Origin of the sequence: Streptomyces kurssanovii (assembly GCF_040677245.1) — a bacterium.
Classification (GTDB): Bacteria; Actinomycetota; Actinomycetes; order Streptomycetales; family Streptomycetaceae; genus Streptomyces; species Streptomyces kurssanovii.
The window spans coordinates 59079-75539 of record NZ_JBFAQK010000004.1 but is presented as its reverse complement, the minus strand read 5'-3'; the positions used below and the strand labels follow the sequence as shown (position 1 = coordinate 75539).

At 71.3% G+C, this 16461-nt stretch carries 11 protein-coding genes and 1 pseudogene; 8 read left to right on the top strand and 4 right to left on the bottom strand.

All coding sequences use genetic code 11. The features are described from left to right. Positions 1-47: 47 nt before the first annotated feature. From AB0K36_RS05330 to AB0K36_RS05310, 5 genes and pseudogenes are all read left to right on the top strand, one after another. Positions 48-497: a DUF7144 family membrane protein gene (locus AB0K36_RS05330; RefSeq protein WP_364588583.1), complete on the top strand. Its 450-nt coding sequence runs from the start codon at positions 48-50 to the stop codon at positions 495-497. A gap of 340 nt (positions 498-837) precedes the next feature. Next, positions 838-1113, top strand: a pseudogene (locus AB0K36_RS05325) (ion channel protein); the annotation flags it as partial. Positions 1114-1148: 35 nt separating this feature from the next. Continuing rightward, the gene (locus AB0K36_RS05320; protein ID WP_364588581.1) at positions 1149-2084 is read left to right on the top strand and encodes a bifunctional helix-turn-helix transcriptional regulator/GNAT family N-acetyltransferase; all 936 of its coding nucleotides are present in this window, start codon (positions 1149-1151) and stop codon (positions 2082-2084) included. Beyond that, positions 2081-2857: a sugar phosphate isomerase/epimerase family protein gene (locus AB0K36_RS05315; protein ID WP_364588578.1), complete on the top strand. Its 777-nt coding sequence runs from the start codon at positions 2081-2083 to the stop codon at positions 2855-2857. The genes AB0K36_RS05320 and AB0K36_RS05315 overlap by 4 nt, the downstream gene beginning before the upstream one ends. 140 nt (positions 2858-2997) lie before the next feature. After that, positions 2998-3606 carry a DUF6058 family natural product biosynthesis protein gene (locus tag AB0K36_RS05310; protein ID WP_364588575.1) on the top strand — a complete coding sequence of 203 codons (609 nt, stop codon included), beginning with the start codon at positions 2998-3000 and terminating at the stop codon, positions 3604-3606. Positions 3607-3752: 146 nt separating this feature from the next. Here the strand turns inward: AB0K36_RS05310 and AB0K36_RS05305 are convergent, their stop codons facing one another. Further along, positions 3753-4661, bottom strand: a complete 909-nt coding sequence (locus AB0K36_RS05305) for an EamA family transporter (protein ID WP_364588572.1) — start codon at positions 4659-4661, stop codon at positions 3753-3755. A 119-nt stretch (positions 4662-4780) separates the two neighbouring features. Here AB0K36_RS05305 and AB0K36_RS05300 point away from each other — a divergent pair, with 119 nt between their 5' ends. Continuing rightward, positions 4781-5689, top strand: coding sequence for a LysR family transcriptional regulator (locus AB0K36_RS05300; RefSeq protein ID WP_364588864.1), 909 nt, complete (start codon positions 4781-4783; stop codon positions 5687-5689). Between the two features lie 261 nt (positions 5690-5950). Continuing rightward, positions 5951-7777, top strand: coding sequence for a glycoside hydrolase family 3 protein (locus AB0K36_RS05295; protein ID WP_364588570.1), 1827 nt, complete (start codon positions 5951-5953; stop codon positions 7775-7777). 76 nt (positions 7778-7853) lie between these two features. On the opposite strand, the gene AB0K36_RS05290 is transcribed toward AB0K36_RS05295, so the two are convergent. The 3 genes from AB0K36_RS05290 to AB0K36_RS05280 all read right to left on the bottom strand — a co-directional run bounded on the left by AB0K36_RS05290 (position 7854) and on the right by AB0K36_RS05280 (position 13990). After that, complete coding sequence (locus tag AB0K36_RS05290; RefSeq protein WP_364588568.1) at positions 7854-9287, bottom strand: S28 family serine protease; 1434 nt, start codon at positions 9285-9287, stop codon at positions 7854-7856. Between the two features lie 101 nt (positions 9288-9388). Next, positions 9389-9802, bottom strand: a complete 414-nt coding sequence (locus AB0K36_RS05285) for a hypothetical protein (protein ID WP_364588565.1) — start codon at positions 9800-9802, stop codon at positions 9389-9391. 423 nt (positions 9803-10225) lie between these two features. After that, complete coding sequence (locus AB0K36_RS05280; protein WP_364588562.1) at positions 10226-13990, bottom strand: ABC transporter ATP-binding protein; 3765 nt, start codon at positions 13988-13990, stop codon at positions 10226-10228. Between the two features lie 353 nt (positions 13991-14343). Here AB0K36_RS05280 and AB0K36_RS05275 point away from each other — a divergent pair, with 353 nt between their 5' ends. Then, on the top strand, positions 14344-16377 hold the full coding sequence (locus AB0K36_RS05275; protein ID WP_364588559.1) for a TerD family protein: 2034 nt from the start codon (positions 14344-14346) through the stop codon (positions 16375-16377). The last annotated feature ends 84 nt before the right edge of the window (positions 16378-16461 follow it).

Below are 16461 nucleotides of genomic sequence, written 5' to 3'. Positions count from 1 at the left end.
GCACCGCCCACACGCTGAGGTTCCTGCCCCGAGGACGGAGAACGAGCATGTCCAGTAGCACGCGAAGCACCCGGACCACCTCACGCGGTGGCGGCGGGTCCGCCTGGGTCACGGGCGGCACGATGTTCGCCGGTGTCCTGATGCTGATGGAAGGCTTCCTCAACATCCTGTCCGGGATCGCCGCGATCGCGGAGGACGACGTGTACACGCGCGTCGGCGACTACGTCTTCAAGTTCGACCTCACCACGTGGGGCTGGATCCATCTGATCGTCGGCATCCTGGTGGCGGTCACCGGCGGGGGCATCCTTCAGGGCGCCGCCTGGGCACGGGGCCTCGGTGTGGGACTGGCCGTGCTGGTCGTCGTCCTTCAGTTCATGTGGCTGCCGTACCAGCCGATCTGGGCGGTGGTGTCCATCGCGATCGCCGTGTTCGTCATCTGGGCGCTGACCTCCGATCATGGACGCGGGCCGGATCGCGACCGCACGTCCGCGCACTGAACCACCGCAGCCCCGCTGACGCCGGGAGCTGCTGGAACGCAGCCCGGGCCGGTGCCCTCCCGTCCACCGCCGCAGCGGAGGAAGAATGACGCGCGACGCATCGCCGGGACGCCCCGGCCCCGGGGCTCCCGGGGCCGGGGCGTCCCGGTCGCAGGCCCGCGAGCCCGCGTCCTCCTTCCCCTCGTCCTGCCGGCACTGCTCATCGGGGTCGCGTCCAGCCTCGTGCTGATCGGGGTGAGCGAGCTCGCCGAAGCGCTCCAGAACTGGCTGTGGGACACCCTGCCGGGATGGTGGGGCTTCTCCGGCACGTCCGCGGGCTGGACCGTCGCCATGCTCACCACCGGCGCTCGGGATGCTCGCCCACGCCCTCGTCGACGCGGTACCGATGGCCCTGGCGACCGGGGCCGCGGTCCTCGGTGTGCTCGTCGCCGTCACCAGGCAGGGCTGGCTGAGCCTGTTCATGGCCGCCGTCCTCGTCGCCGACCCCCGTCTTCTGCCCGTGCTGTGTGTCGCGATCCTCCCCGCGTGGCTGATCGTCACCGGGCGCCCCGAGATGCAGATCCGGGGCACGGCGGAGCCGGCAGGGGCCTTGCCCGGGCAGGCCGGGCGGGCATAGCGTTGACTGAGTCAACGCTGACCCCGGAGCCGATCATGCCGATACAAGAGATCCGCGCGTTCAACCGCTTCTACACCAACCTCATCGGCGCGCTCGACTACGGCAAGCATCTGTACACGCCGTACACGCTCACCGAGTCCCGTGTCCTGTACGAGCTGGCGCACAGCCCCCGGACCGACGCCGCCGACCTGCGGGGCGAGCTGTCGATCGACGCCGGGTACCTGAGCCGGCTGCTCGCGAAATTCGAGCGTGACGGGCTCGTCGCCCGCGCCCCCTCCGAGCGGGACCCACGACGCCAGCGGATCACGCTCACCGACCGCGGCAGGAAGGCCGCCGCGCTGCTCGACGAACGGTCCCGGCAAGCCGTCGGCGCGCTCGTCGCCGACGTGCCGGAGCGGGACCGGGACCGGCTCGCGGAGGCGCTGGGCACCGTACGGGAGCTGCTGTCCCAGGCGAGGTCCGGCTCCGCCGCGGAGCCGGTCCTGCGGGATCCCGGCCCCGGTGACCTGGGGTGGATCGTCCAGCGGCACGGCGCGCTCTACGCCGCCGAGTACGGGTGGGACGCCGGCTTCGAGGGCCTGGTGGCCCGCATCGTCGCCGATTTCGCCCAGGAGCACGACCCCCGCCTGGAGCGTGTGTGGATCGCCGAGACGGACGGACGCCCGGTCGGCTCGGTGATGTGCGTACGGGACGTCGCGCCTGACACGGCCCGGCTGCGGCTGCTGCTCGTCGAGCCCGAGGCGCGCGGGCACGGCCTCGGCGACCGGCTGGTGCGCGCCGCCGTGGATTTCGCGCGCGATGCCGGGTACCGGGACATGGTGTTGTGGACCAACGACGTACTGACCGCGGCCCGCCGGATCTACCAGCGCGCCGGGTTCACGCTCGTCGCCGAGAAGCCGCACCGCTCGTACGGAGCGGATCTGGTCGGCCAGGACTGGCGGCTGACACTTCAGGGAGGAACGGTTCGATGAAGTTCGCCTTCTCGACCCTCGGCGTGCCGGGCAGGCCGCTGACGGAGGTGGCCCGGCTCGCCGCCGACAGCGGATACCAGGGCGTGGAACTGCGCGCCCATCCGGAGGAGCCGGTGCACCCCGGCATCGGCACGACGGAACGGGCGGAGGCGGTCAGGGAGTTCGAGCGCGCGGGCGTCGAGATCCTCACCGTCGCCGGGTACGCGCGGATCGCCGCGCCGGGTGACGACAAGCCCGTGATCAAGGAGATGGAGGATCTCAGCCGGCTGGCCAAGGACCTCGGGGCGCCGTTCGTCCGGGTGTTCCCCGGCGGCGGCGACCAGGACCCGGCGCAGTCCGACGCGATCGCCGCCCGCCGGCTCGGCGCCGCCGTGGAGACCGCCGCCGACCTCGGTGTGCGGATCCTGCTGGAGACACACGACTCGCACCGCAGGGGCGCCGACGTCACGCGGGTGCTGGGCCTGGTCGGCCACAAGCACGCCGGGGCCCTGTGGGACGTGATGCACACCTGGCTGGGCGGCGAGGCGCCGGAGGCGACCCACGCGGCGCTGAGCCCCTTCCTCGGATACGTACAGGTCAAGGACGTGGCCTCACGCGAGGACCTGACGCCGCTGCCGCTGGGGCAGGGAGTGCTGCCGCTCGCCGAGTGCCTCGCGCTCGCCGACCCGGACGGGTGGGTCTGCTGGGAGTACGAGAAGCGGTGGTACCCGACCGCCGCGGAGCTGCCGGGCCTGCTCACCGCGGGCAGGGAGCATCTGCTCTCGCTGCTCTGAGCGGCCTGCTCCGAGCAGCCCGTCCCTGCGAGCGGCCCGTTCCTGGACAGCCTGCTTCCGAGCGGCCGGGACGGTTCGGCGGACGCCGAACCGTCCCGGCCCTAGCGTGCACGGGACCGACTCACAAAGGAGCGACTCCCATGTACGAGCGCGAGATCGCGGCCCGTTTCCGCGAGGTCAACGGCGACCATCCGATGTCACCCGCGGACGACGCCTACGTGAGCGCGCAGTTCGCCGTACTGGACGACCTGTGCCTGACCTCCGGCCGCGACCCCGGCGCCGTACGGCTGATGATGCTGGCCAGGCTGCTGCCGCTGCCCGGCTATCTGCGCTCCGACGGCGCCCAGATGGTCCCGAAGGACCTCTTCGCACCGGCGGAGGCGGCCGGCGGTCCGGAGAAGCTCGAGGCCTGGTTCGTCGCGCACTGGGCCGACCCGGCGGCCGGGCGCCAGGAATGGGAGGCGTATCTGAGCGGCCGGTACGTGTGCCTGCACTCCGTCACCCCGGCGTCGATACAGCACAAGGAGCGGCTGACCGCCGAGATCACCGCGGCACCGTACGACCCGGACGCCGGCACGCCTCCGTGGTCGGCGAGGCTGCACGCCGCGATCGACGAACTGGACGCCCTGGAGCCGGCGTTCACCCCGTACGACCGGCTCCGCTTCGGCGGTCCGACCTCCCGCGACCTCTGCATCGACGCGATGCGCGCCCGCTTCCCGCGTGACCCGGCCACTACCAGGGAACGGTGAGCCGGGGGCTTTGCGGGTCGGTGGTGAGCGTCTTGTGGATGTCGACGACCTCCGTCTACCAGGTGCCGAACTCCTGCGGGTGATGCGCCTGATCAGCTGCTGTGGGTGATCCACCGTCGGCCGGTCGGAAGGATCACCCTGGAACGTCAGGTACGCGCGGCTGTCAGCGGTTCCTGGGCCTTCGGCGCCGGCCGCGCCCCTCGGCGGCCCGGCAGGGACGTCAGCGCGACGCCGCCGACCAGCAGGGCCGCCGCACACCAGCGCAGGGGGCCGACCGGCTCACCGAGGAAGAGGTACGCGGAGGACATCCCGAAGACGGGGACGAGGAGGGAGAACGGGGCCACCGAGGACGCCGGGTGGCGGCGGAGCAGCAGGCCCCAGGCACCGAAGCCGAAGATCGTGGTGACCCAGGCGACGTAGAGGACGACTCCGGCGCCCGTCCAGTCCAGTGAGCGCAGCGCGGCCAGGTCACGGTCGGCGCCCTCCAGGAGGAGGGAGAGGCCGAGCAGGGGCAGGACGGGAACGGTGCTGACCCACACCATGAAGTTCAGCGCGTCGGGCGGCGCGGCCTTACGGGTCAGGACGTTGGAGACGCCCCAGCACGCGGCCGCGCCGACGACCAGGAGGAACCCGGACAGCGGGCCGGAGGCGCCCTCGTCGACGGCGGCGACCGCGATACCCGCCAGTGCCACGGCCATTCCGGCGACCCGTACCCGTCCCGGCCGTTCGCCGAGCGCGGCGAAGGCGAACACGGCCGTGAACACCGCTTGGACCTGGAGGACCAGGGACGAGAGTCCTGCGGGCGCCCCCAGGTCCATGCCCGTGAACAGCAGGCCGAACTTGGCGACGCCCAGGACCAGGCCTACCGCGACGATCCACTTCCAGGCGACCTTCGGCCGGCCGACGAAGAAGACGGCGGGCAGCGCCGCGGCGAGGAACCGCAGGGCGGAGAAGAGCAGCGGCGGGAAGTGGTCCAGGCCGATCTCGATGACGACGAAATTGACTCCCCAGACGGCGGCGACCAGTGCGGCGAGGGCGATGTGGGCGGGGCGCATGGCATGGAGCATCCCGCCACGGGACCATGTAGCACCAGCGCGGATTTCTTCATGGTTGGATGAAGCGCTGCTGATGATTGCCGTCGATGAAGTCGATGAAGCGTGAGTGGGGAGAGACCATGCTCGATCTCGGCCGGCTGCGCGCACTGCACGCCGTCTCCGTCCACGGCACGGTGGGCGCCGCGGCGGCCGCGCTCGGCTACACGCCGTCCGCGGTCTCCCAGCAGATCGCCAAACTGGAGCGTGAGACGCGCACGACGCTCCTCGAGCGCGAGGGCCGGGGCGTCCGGCTGACCGACGAGGCCAGGCAACTCGCCGCGACGGCCCAGCAGTTGCTGTCCCTGGTCGAGGAGGCGGAGGTGCGTCTCGAGGAGCGGCGCGGCGAGCCGGCCGGACGGCTCACGATCGCCTGCTTCGCCAGCGCCTCCCGCGGACTGATGCCGTACGTCCTCGCCGACCTCGCCCGTCGCCATCCCGGCCTGGACGCCCGGCTCCACGAGGTGGACCCGCACCTGTCGGTCGATCTCGTCGCCCGCGGCGCGATCGACCTGGCCGTGGCGCACGACTGGGACATCGCCCCGCTGCCGACCCCGCCGGGCGTCGAGCAGGCCGTCATCGGCGACGACATGTGCGACGTGCTGGTCCCCGCCGGCCACGCCCTGGCCACTGCCGACTCCGTGCGGCGCGAGGACCTCAAGGACGAGCGCTGGATCACCCAGCCGCCCGGCACCGTCTGCCACGACTGGCTGCTGCGGACCCTGCGGGCGGCCGGCTGCGAGCCGCTGATCGCCCATCAGGCGGAGGAGAACCACACCCAGGTCGCCCTGGTGGCGGCGGGGCTCGGCATCGCGCTGGTGCCCCGGCTGGGCCGTGGCGCCCTGCCGCCCCAGGTGGTGGCCGTGCAACTGGCGCCGGTGCCGACGCGGCGGCTGCACGCCCTGTGGCGCACGGGGGCGGCGCGACGGCCCGCGATCACCGAGACGGTGCGGACGCTGCAGAAGCTGTGGCCGGAGGTCTCCGCGCGCTGACCGCCCCTGGCTCGGGCAGGCCGATCCGGCGCGCGGACGGCGAGGCGGCCGGGCCCGCTCAAGGCAGACCGTTCCGCGGCGGGCCCTCTCCAGGCAGCCGTTCCGGCGCGGACCGTGGGCCGCCGGTCCGGTGACGGTTGTGCGCGGGGCCTTGACCTGGCAGTTAGTTTCCGGATATCCGTGTCACCTTGGCAGTTTCCTTCAACTCCCCTTGTGCCACACCCATGTCGAGCATGTAGAGCAAGGCCGGAAGGAGCACCAGTGCACGACCGGAACCTCTCCAGACGCACTCTTCTCACCGCGACCGCCGTCGCCGCGGGCGCCGTCGCCACCACCGCGCTACCCGCCGTCGCGGCGCCCGCAGCCGTCACCCGCGGCACCAAGGACCGGCTCACGCGGCTCATCTCGAGGATGAGCATCGAGGAGAAGGTCGGCCAGCTCTTCGTGATGCGGGTCTACGGGCACTCCGCCACCGACCCCGACCAGGCCGACATCGACCTCAATCTCGAAGAGATGGGCGTGCGCAACGCCGCCGAGCTCATCGCCGAGTACCACGTCGGCGGCATCATCTACTTCGCGTGGGCGCACAACACCCGTGACCCGCAACAGATCGCCGGTCTGTCCAACGGCATCCAGCGGGCCGCGCTCGATCAGCGGAACCCCGTACCGCTGCTCATCTCCACCGACCAGGAGCACGGCATCGTCGCCCGCGTCGGCAGGCCGGCGACGCTGATGCCGGGGGCGATGGCCCTCGGCGCCGGCGGATCCGCGTCCGCCGCCCGCAAGGCGGCGCAGATCGCGGGCAGCGAGCTCGCCGCGATGGGCATCGTCCAGAACTACGCCCCCGTCGCCGATGTGAACGTGGACCCGGCCAACCCGGTGATCGGCGTGCGGTCCTTCGGCGCGGATCCGGCCGCGGTCGCCCGGATGGTCGCCGCCCAGGTCAAGGGCTACCAGAGCGCGGGCATCGCGGCGACGTCCAAGCACTTCCCCGGACACGGCGACACCACCGTCGACAGCCACACCGGCATCCCGGTGATCACCCACACCCGCCAGGAGTGGGAGGAGATCGACGCACCGCCGTTCAGGGCCGCCATCGCCGCCGGCATCGACTCGATCATGACGGCGCACATCCAGTTCCCGGCGCTGGACCCCAGCAACGACCCGGCGACGCTGTCCCGGCCGATCCTCACCGGCATCCTCCGCGAGGAGCTGGGTTACGACGGCGTGGTGGTCACGGACGCTCTCAACATGGAAGGCGTGCGGGAGAAGTACGGCGACCACCGGGTGCCGGTTCTCGCACTGCTCGCTGGGGTGGACCAGCTGCTCAACCCGCCGGATCTGGCCGTCGCCTGGAACGGTGTGCTGGACGCGGTCAGGAGCGGCGAGGTCACGGAGGCCCGGCTCGACGAATCGATCCTGCGGATCTTCCTGCTCAAGGAGAAGCTCGGCCTGTTCCGCGACCCGTTCGTCACGCAGCGGGAGGTCGGGCGCACGGTGGGCGCCCCGGCGCATCTCGCCGCCGCCGACCGGATCGCCGAGCGGACCACGACGCTGCTCACCAACCCGGACGGACTGCTGCCGCTCAGCCGCCGCAGCCATCGCGAGGTCCTGGTCGTCGGCGCCGATCCGGCATCGCCCAGCGGCACGACGGGGCCGCCGACGACCGTACTCGCCGCCGCCTTCGGCGAGCTGGGCTTCACGGCCACCGCCTTGTCGACCGGAACCGCCCCCAGCAGCGCGAAGATCACGGAGGCGGTCGCCGCGGCCCAGGGCAAGGACGTGGTCGTCGTCGGGACGTACAACGTCTCCGCGACCAGCTCCCAGCGCACGCTCGTGGCCCGGCTGGTCGCGACCGGCGTGCCGGTGGTCGCGCTCGCCATCCGCAACCCGTACGACATCGCCAGGCTCGAGGGGGTCGCCGCCGCCCTGGCGGCCTACTCGTGGACCGATGTCGAACTGCGGGCCGCGGTACGGGTGATCGCGGGCCGGGCGGACCCGCAGGGCCGTCTCCCCGTGCCGGTGCAGCGGGCCGACGACCCGTCACAGGTCCTGTTCCCGATCGGCCACGGGCTGACGTACCGGTAGCCGCCGACCGAAAGTGAAGGGGCCGTGCCCGCAGCCGGAGAAGGCTGCGGACACGGCCCTTTTCGCCGCTGCCCGGTTACGGGCGCAGCATCGGCTCGCGCTCGAGGTCGCGCTTGTCGAGCTTCGCGTCGGCCTTCGCCAGCGGCCTGGCCTTCGCCGGGTCCTCCTGGACCGCGGCCGGGGCGACGCCCGCCCAGCGCAGGATCGCGGCGGTGGCCTCCGCCCGCTCGTCCGCCACCAGACCGGCGACGTTCGCGCCGTGGTTGGCGCCCGGCGCGGTGTAGACGTGGCTGTCGCGGGTGCCCTTGCCGACCCGGAACGGCTCGGCGCCCCACGGGTCGTTCTCGCCGTAGACGAACATCATCCGGTCGGCGTTGTGCCGCACCCAGGTGTCGACGTCCTTCATCACCCACGGCTTGAAGCGCATGGAGATGTCACGCGGCACGAAGTTCCGCGGCGGCTGGTAGCCGTAGCGGCTCAGACCGTCCAGGTGCGGCTGCCTGATGTCGGGCGAACCGAGCTCGGTGCCCGCCTGGTAGTAGTACGGCGTGTAGGTGGCGAGCCCCTGGTCGGCGTAGAAGGAGAAGCCGGAGATGGCGTCGACGGTGTCGAAGATCTCCTGGTCGGACGCGGTCGCCGCGTCCGGGATCGCCTCGCAGTCGGACACGTGGCTGTACTGCCAGAACGCCCACACGAAGTCGAGGACGACGGCCTCGTACGCCTTGTCCAGGCTGCCGACGGTGTCGAACGTGTAGCCGCCGTCCGCCGCCTGCTTCTCGTAGATCGCCTCGAGCGGCTCCCGGCGCACCAGGGCCTCGCGCTGGACCGCGTTCAGCTTGTCGCGGCACTCCTGCGTACCGACGTTCTCGAGGAACCGGTCGTACGCCCGGTCCTCGTTGTTCACGACGTCGTTGGGCGCGACGTACGCGACGACGCCGTCCATGTCGTCCGGGTAGTGGCGCTCGTAGTAGGTGGCGGTCATGCCGCCCTTGGAGCCGCCCGTGGAGAGCCAGTTCCTGTCGTAGATCTTCTTCAGCGCCTTGAACACCCGGTGCTGGTCGCTCGCCGCCTGCCAGATGTCCAGCTTGGACCAGTCGGCGGGCGCGGGACGCGACGGCGTGAAGAAGCGGTACTCCAGGGAGACCTGGTTACCGTCGATGATGGCCGTCGGCTCGCTGCGGCGCGGCGTGGTGGAGACGTTGTAGCCGGAGGTGAAGAAGACGGTGGGGCGATCGGTGTCCTTGTGCAGCAAGGTGATCCGCTGCTTGAACGTGCCGCGCCACGGGTGCCGGTGGTCCACCGGCTGTGTGTAGTTGAGGACGAAGAAACGGTAACCCGGGTACGGCTTCTCCTCGATGAGACTCATTCCCGGGACCGACAGAATCCGGTCCTTGATGTCCGTGCCGGTCGCCGGCTCTGCGGCGGTGGCCGCACCCGCCGTCACGCCGGCCGCGCTCACGGTGCCTATGAGCACCACGAGCGACAGCAGCCATCTGAGCGCCTTGCGCATTCACCCTCCCCTGGAGATCTCCCCTTGAGATCAAGTGGTCGCGGTGAACCTAGCGGTGTCAACACAGGCCCCGCCAGACCAGGTTGAGCCCTACTGGCGCATCAGCACAGAATCCACCCGGTGGAACGCGAGGTCCCGGAGACCGAACCGGTGGCGCGTACACAGCGGTTGAGGGCGTGCACGGTGACGGGCCCGGCCTGCCGGGTGAACCTCCCGCTGTCCGTGTCCGCACGTCCGCCCCGGGGCTGGAGGGAGACCGACATGGACCGGCGGACGCCGGGACGCTTGGCGAGGGTGACGGCGCAGGCGTAGTCACCGCGTTCGTAGACGCGCAGTTCGCCGGTCGAGAAGGTGACGGTCTTGGCCAGCCGGCCCGGGCAGGGCGCCGCCGCGTCGGCCTGCTGGACGCCCGGGGCGGCGACGGTGAACGCCGCGACCGCCGTGACCACGGCCAGCACCCGCCCTATGACGCGGCCCGGCCGTCCCCTGCCCTTGATCCCCGTCCCATCGAACACGTTTGCTCCCCACTGCCACCGCTCCGTACTTGCGTACGACGCGCGGGGCCTGGGATCGGTTGCGCCCGTTACCGGCCGCTACGGGCTGCTACCGCCCGGCGCCCGGCGGTGGCCGCCAGTGCGGCGGGCGGCGCCCGGCGGTGGCCGCCGGCGCGGCGGGCGGCGGCGGCGCGGCGGGCGGCGGCGGCGCTGGCGCTCCTGCCGCCCTGCCGCTCCTGCGGTGCCGGGGAGCCGCGCGGACCGGGACCGGGCGGTGAGAAGGGCGGCGCGGACAGCCGGGGGCAGAGAGCCGGGCGGCGGGCCGGTGAGGGGAGCCGCGCGGACGGGCCCGGGACGAAGAGCCGCGCAGACGGCCCGGTGACGGGAAGCCGCGCAGACCCGCCGGTATCGGAGAGCGGCGCAGTCGGGCCGGATCCGGTGGCGTCACACCGTCGCGGGCTCGTCCTCCCCTATGTCCTCCGTGCCCTCGCCGACGAACGTGCGCCACAGGGCGGCGTAGCGGCCGTCCAGGGCGAGCAGTTCGTCGTGGGTGCCGTCCTCGGCGACGCGGCCGTGGTCCATCACGACCACGCGGTCCGCGCGGGCGGCGGTGGTGAGCCGGTGGGCGACCACGAGGGTCGTACGCCGGCCGGTCAGCCGGTCCGTCGCCTGGTTGACCTGCGCCTCCGTCGCGAGGTCCAGCGCGGCCGTCGCCTCGTCGAGCAACAGCACGTCCGGGTCGACGAGTTCGGCGCGGGCCAGGGCGATCAGCTGGCGCTGCCCCGCGGAGAGGTTGCGGCCCCGCTCCGAGACCTCGTGGAGGTAGCCGCCGTCGAGCGTGGCGATCATGTCGTGCGCGCCGACCGCCCGCGCGGCCGCCTCCACCTCGGCGTCGCTCGCGCCGGGACGGCCGTAGGCGATGGCGTCACGGACGGTGCCGGAGAAGAGGTACGCCTCCTGCGGGACGACGCCGAGGCGGTGCCGGTACGCGGTCAGGTCCAGCTCGCGCACATCCTTGCCGTCGACGGTGACCCGGCCGCTCGTCGGGTCGTAGAACCGGGCCACGAGCTTGACCAGCGTCGACTTGCCGGCGCCCGTCTCGCCGACGAAGGCGACGGTCTGCCCGGCCGGGATGCGCAGATCGACGCCGGTGAGCGCCTCCTCCTCGTCCCCGTAGGCGAACGACACGTCCTCGAAGCCGATGTCGCCGCGCAGTGCCCGCACCGGGTGCGGCTCGGCCGGCGTGAGCGTCGAGGCCGGCTCGCGCAGCAGTTCCTGCACGCGGCGCAGTGACACGGCCGCCTGCTGGTAGCCGTCGAAGACCTGCGAGAGCTGCTGCACGGGCGCGAAGAACAGATCGATGTACAGCAGGTAGGCGACCAGCGCGCCCGTCGTCAGGGTGCCCGCCTCGATCCGGCCCGCGCCCACGATCAGGACGGCGGCGGTGGCCACCGACGACAGCAGCTGCACGAACGGGAAGTAGATCGAGATCAGCCACTGGCCGCGCACCCGGGCCTGGCGGTAGCTGTCGCTGCGGGCCGCGAAGCTCTCCCGGCCGGTGCGCTCCCGGCGGAACGCCTGCACGATCCGCAGACCCGAGACGGACTCCTGGAGGTCGGCGTTGACGACGCTGATGCGTTCACGGGCGAGCTCGTACGCCTTGACGCTCTGCTTGCGGAAGAAGTACGTGCCGACGATCAGGACGGGCAGCGTCGCGAAGACGACGAGGGCGAGTTCCACGTCGATGACGACGAGGGCGACCATGATCCCGAAGAACGTGACGACCGAGACGAACGCCGTGACCAGACCCGTCTGGAGGAACGTGGACAGCGCGTCCACGTCCGTCGTCATCCGCGTCATGATGCGGCCGGTCAGCTCACGCTCGTAGTAGTCGAGACCGAGCCGCTGGAGCTGCGCGAAGATCTTCAGCCGGAGCGAGTACAGCACCCGTTCACCGGTGCGGCCCGTCATCCGCGTCTCGCCGATCTGCGCCGCCCACTGCACCAGCACGGTCGCCAGGGCGAGCAGCGAGGCCGCCCACACGGCGCCGAGGGCCACCTGCTCCACACCCTCGTCGATGCCGTGCCGGATCAGGATCGGCAGCAGCAGGCCCATGCCGGCGTCGACGGCGACCAGACCGAGGCTGACCAGCAGCGGCAGTCCGAACCCGCTCAGTACGGCACGCAGCCTGCCGCCCTCGCCGGCGGTCGCACCGGCGGGCTCCGGGCGGGTGGCCCGCGCCTCGTCGATGTCGGGGGTGTCGGTGGCCGGGGGCAGCGCCTCGACCTGGGCCAGCAGCTCCGGCGTCGCGCCCGGCTCCTCCTTCGCCTCCTCCGCGTTCTCGTCCCGCGCCCACAGCCGCGGCGTGATGCCGCGCTCCACGTCGAACTCGGCGTCGAGTTCGTCCCGTACGGTGCGGTCCTCGTCCGGTTCGGGGGCGGCCGCCTGCCGGACGATGTGGCCGGGTGAGACGCCGCCCAGCTCGTCCGGGTCGGTCAGCAGCCGCCGGTACAGCGCGCAGCGCTGCTCCAGCTCCCGGTGCGTGCCGATGTCGGCGAGCCGGCCGCCGTCGAGCACGGCGATGCGGTCGGCGAGGTTCAGGGTCGAACGGCGGTGGGCGATCAGCAGCGTCGTACGCCCGGCCATGACGTGCTTGAGCGCTTCGTGGATCTCGTGCTCGACACGGGCGTCGACGGCCGAGGTGGCGTCGTCGAGGAGCAGCAGCCGGGGGTCGGTGAGGATGGCGCGGGCGAGCGCGATGCGCTGGCGCTGGCCGCCGGAGAGCGTGAGGCCGTGCTCGCCGACCTTGGTGTCGTAGCCCTCGGGGAGCTCGGCGATGAAACGGTCCGCCTGGGCGGCACGGGCCGCCTTCTCGATCTCCTCCTGGGTGGCTTCCGGGTACCCGTACGCGATGTTGGCGCGGACGGTGTCCGAGAAGAGGAAGCTGTCCTCCGGTACGAGGCCGATGGCCGCCCGCAGCGAGTCGAACGTCAGCTCCCGCACATCGTGGCCGCCGACCAGTACGGCGCCGCGGGTGGCGTCGTAGAAGCGGGGAAGCAGCAGCGAGACGGTGGACTTGCCGCTGCCGGACGCGCCGACGACCGCCACGGTCTCGCCGGCGGCGATCTCCAGCGAGAACCCGTCGAGGACCGGCTTGCCCTCCGCGTACTCGAAGCTCACGTCGTCGAACTCGACGGTGGCCGGGGCGTCGGCCGGCAGCTCCTTCGTGCCGTCCTTGATCCCGGGCTGCGTGTCGATCAGGTCGAAGACCCGCTCCACACCGGCCCTGGCCTGCTGGGCGACGGTCAGCACCATGGCCAGCATCCGCACCGGCCCCACGAGCTGCGCGAGATAGGCGGAGAAGGCGACGAACGTACCGAGCGTGATGTCGCCCTTCGTGGCCAGCCAGCCGCCCAGCGCCAGCATCGCGACCTGGCCGAGGGCCGGGACGGACTGCAGCGCGGGCGTGTACTTCGAGTTCAGCCGGATGGTGCGCATCCGCCCCGCGAAGAGCTTCCTGCTCACCTCGCGCAGCTTCTGCGTCTCCTGCTCCTCCTGCCCGAAGCCCTTCACGACGCGCACACCGCTGACCGCCCCGTCGACCACCCCGGCGACGGCCGCGGCCTGGCTCTGCGCGTACCAGGTGGCCGGATGCAGCCGGGTGCGGCTGCGCTTGGCGATGACCCACAGTGCGGGGGCGACGGCGAGCGCGATCAGGGTCAGCGGCAGTGACAGCCACGCCATGACGACGAGGGAGATGCCGAACAGCACGAAGTTCCCGATGGTCATCGGGAGCATGAAGAGCAGCCCCTGGATCAGCTGCAGGTCACTGGTGGCCCGCCCCACGACCTGCCCGGTGGACAGCTCGTCCTGCCGCCGCCCGTCGAGCCGGGTGATCGTCCCGTACATGTCGGTGCGCAGGTCGTGCTGCACATCGAGGGCGAGCCGCCCGCCGTAGTAGCGCCGGACGTACGTCATCACGTACACGGCGAGGGCGGCGGCGATCAGCAGCCCGGTCCAGGTGTTCAGCGAGCGTGTCTGCGCCGTGATCACATCGTCGATGACGACCTTGATGATCAGCGGTACGAGCGCCATGACGGCCATGCCGCCCAGCGACGAGCCGAGAGCGAGTACGACGTTGAGCCGGTACCGCCATGCGTACCCGGACAACCGCCGTGCCCACCCTTGCGCTGCTGGTGCCGCCGCCACGTGATGCCTCCCCGTCGATACCGCCGCGGGCCCGTCCGACCTGATCCTCGGATCCGATCGCGGGCCTGATCTTCCGCAAGGCACCAACGCGGCGGCCGACGGATTTCATCCCTCCGCGACCGGTCGGCGCCGAAGACCGGTCCGGGGTCCTAGGACCGGGAGGCGAGGCGCGCGATCGCCGTTCAGGAAACTCAACCGGATGTTCACATCATCTCCACACAGGCGACTTGTGAGCGCTACGGTTCACCGAAGGCGCACTCAGAGTGCGAAAGATGTCACAGAGCGACGCGCACGTGGCGGCTGCTTCGGCGTGCCCGGACGCGGCTGCAGGCCTGGGGGGCTCCATGCAGGAGATGACCAAGGGATCCAACGTCAGCCTGACGGCCCTGAGTGAGGACACCGACGCCGTGGTCGTCAGCCTGCGCTGGAACAGCGCGACCGGCGACGGTGACGCCGATGTGTCCGTGCTCCTCCTGGATGCCGACGGGAAGGTACGGAGCGACACGGACTTCTTCTTCTACAACAACCCGGCAGCGGCCGACGGCAGCGTGCAGCTCCTGGGCAAGAAGCCGACCGACGACGGCAACGAGGATCGCATCAGCCTTGATCTGACGGCGGTGCCGGCGGGTGTGGAGCGCATCGTCGTCGCCGCGAGTCAGTACGGCGGCTCTACCTTCGGGGAACTGAACGACCTCCGTGTGACGGTGGCCGACCGCGCGGGGGAAGCACTGCTCGGCTTCTCGATCACGGACGCCGGCGTGGAGAGCGCCTTCATCTTCGGCGAGTTGTACCGGCGGGGAACGGACTGGAAGTTCCGGGCCATCGGCCAGGGGTACGAAACCGGTCTGGCAGGGCTGGCCACAGACTTCGGCATCACTGTCGACGAGGAGAGCGACGAGGAGAGCACCGACCGGCCGATGGGGACGGCGGAACCGGCGACGGACCCCGGGACGGTGCCGCCGACACCGTCGGAGGTGCTCGTCGTGCCCGAACAGCCCGGCCCCGTCCGATCGTCCCCGGTCGAGCCCGCTTCTCCCCGAGCACGCGGACCTCGGACGGTGAAGAAGAAGATCACCCTTCCGAGGACGGTAAGACCGACGCTCGCCGAGAACGACTCGTGGAGGCCGGCGCGTTTGTTCCCCGCCTCGTCACTCAAGAGCGACAGAGAACGTGAGATGCGAGCCACCTCCGTGCTGCTCTCCGTCATGGCGGAGGTCCCGGAATTCGGGCGTCGGCTCACCGCGGCGTTCGGCGCCCCGGCCGGGCGCATGCAGACCTTCGTGGAAGTGGCCCTCCCGCACGGGGACAGCCCGAAGCGACCGGACGGCGTGATTCGCGTGGAGCGGGCGGGCAAACTCTGGACAGCTCTGGTCGAGACGAAGACGAACGGCAACGCACTCAGGTCCGAGCAGGTCCAGAACTACATGGACATCGCGGCCCGGCGTGGCTACGAGGCCGTGATCACCCTCTCCAACGACGTAGAACTGGAAGGCCGCCCTCTGGTCGACGTACGGACCGACGGACGCAGAAAGCACAAGGTGACCTTGTGGCACCTCTCTTGGGCCGAGGTGGCCCACCAGGCCCAGCTGCTCATCCGTCACGAAGGCGTGGGCAACGCCACCCACGCGTGGCTCCTGCAGGAACTGCTCCACTACCTGCAGCACGAGAACTCGGGCTGCCACGGGTTCCAGAACATGGGGCCCGCCTGGGTTCCCGTCCGCAACGGCATCGATGCGGAAACCCTGTGCCAAGGGGATCCGAGGGCCCTGGAGGTCGTGGAGAGCTGGGAGCAGCTCGTCCGCCAGGTCTGTTTGCGGCTCGGCGGCGAACTGGGCCGCAAGGCGTTGCCCGTTCAGCGCGCCAAGCGGGGCACCGACCCTCAGACCCGGCGTGTCGCCCTCGCGGACCAGCTTTGTGACGACGGGCGCCTGACTGCGGAGATGCGCATCGAAGACACACCCGGGGTGCTGGCCATAGTCGCCGACCTCAGGACAGGAAAACTGCGTACATCCGTCGACGTCCAGACGCCGGAGGGCAACTACCCCCTCACCTCGGTGAAGCGCCTCGTCCGCGCACTGGCCGACGCACCGGCCGATCTCCACGTGGAAACCCTCATCGAGGACGGAAAGGGCCCGCGGGGCACCTTGGAACGACTGCGCCCCGAGCCTGGTGACCTCCTCCCCAAGGACGGTGCCCGGATAATCGGATTCCGTCTGTCTCTGTTCAAGAGCATGGGAGCTACGCGCGGGAACGCCGAAACCGGGTTCATCCGCAGCGTGGACGACGCGGTGGACCGGTTCTACGCCTCGGTCGTCGCTCAGGTGTCCGCCTTCGAGCGCCGCTCCGCGAGTCGGCCCCGGGTCAAGGAGCAGGTGGCGGCAGGCTGACCCACGTCGGTCGACGCCGCGCCGAACGCGCCGCACTCGGGCGCCCTTGACCTCAAGCGCGCTTGACGTAACAGGCTCGCCCGC

Excerpts from the sequence above, each read along its gene's own strand:
- AB0K36_RS05330 (WP_364588583.1), top strand. The coding sequence starts at position 48 with ATGTCCAGTAGCACGCGAAGCACCCGGACCACCTCACGCGGTGGCGGC.
- AB0K36_RS05320 (WP_364588581.1), top strand. The coding sequence starts at position 1,149 with ATGCCGATACAAGAGATCCGCGCGTTCAACCGCTTCTACACCAACCTC.
- AB0K36_RS05315 (WP_364588578.1), top strand. The coding sequence starts at position 2,081 with ATGAAGTTCGCCTTCTCGACCCTCGGCGTGCCGGGCAGGCCGCTGACG.
- AB0K36_RS05310 (WP_364588575.1), top strand. The coding sequence starts at position 2,998 with ATGTACGAGCGCGAGATCGCGGCCCGTTTCCGCGAGGTCAACGGCGAC.
- AB0K36_RS05305 (WP_364588572.1), bottom strand. The coding sequence starts at position 4,661 with ATGCGCCCCGCCCACATCGCCCTCGCCGCACTGGTCGCCGCCGTCTGG.
- AB0K36_RS05300 (WP_364588864.1), top strand. The coding sequence starts at position 4,781 with ATGCTCGATCTCGGCCGGCTGCGCGCACTGCACGCCGTCTCCGTCCAC.
- AB0K36_RS05290 (WP_364588568.1), bottom strand. The coding sequence starts at position 9,287 with ATGCGCAAGGCGCTCAGATGGCTGCTGTCGCTCGTGGTGCTCATAGGC.
- AB0K36_RS05275 (WP_364588559.1), top strand. The coding sequence starts at position 14,344 with ATGACCAAGGGATCCAACGTCAGCCTGACGGCCCTGAGTGAGGACACC.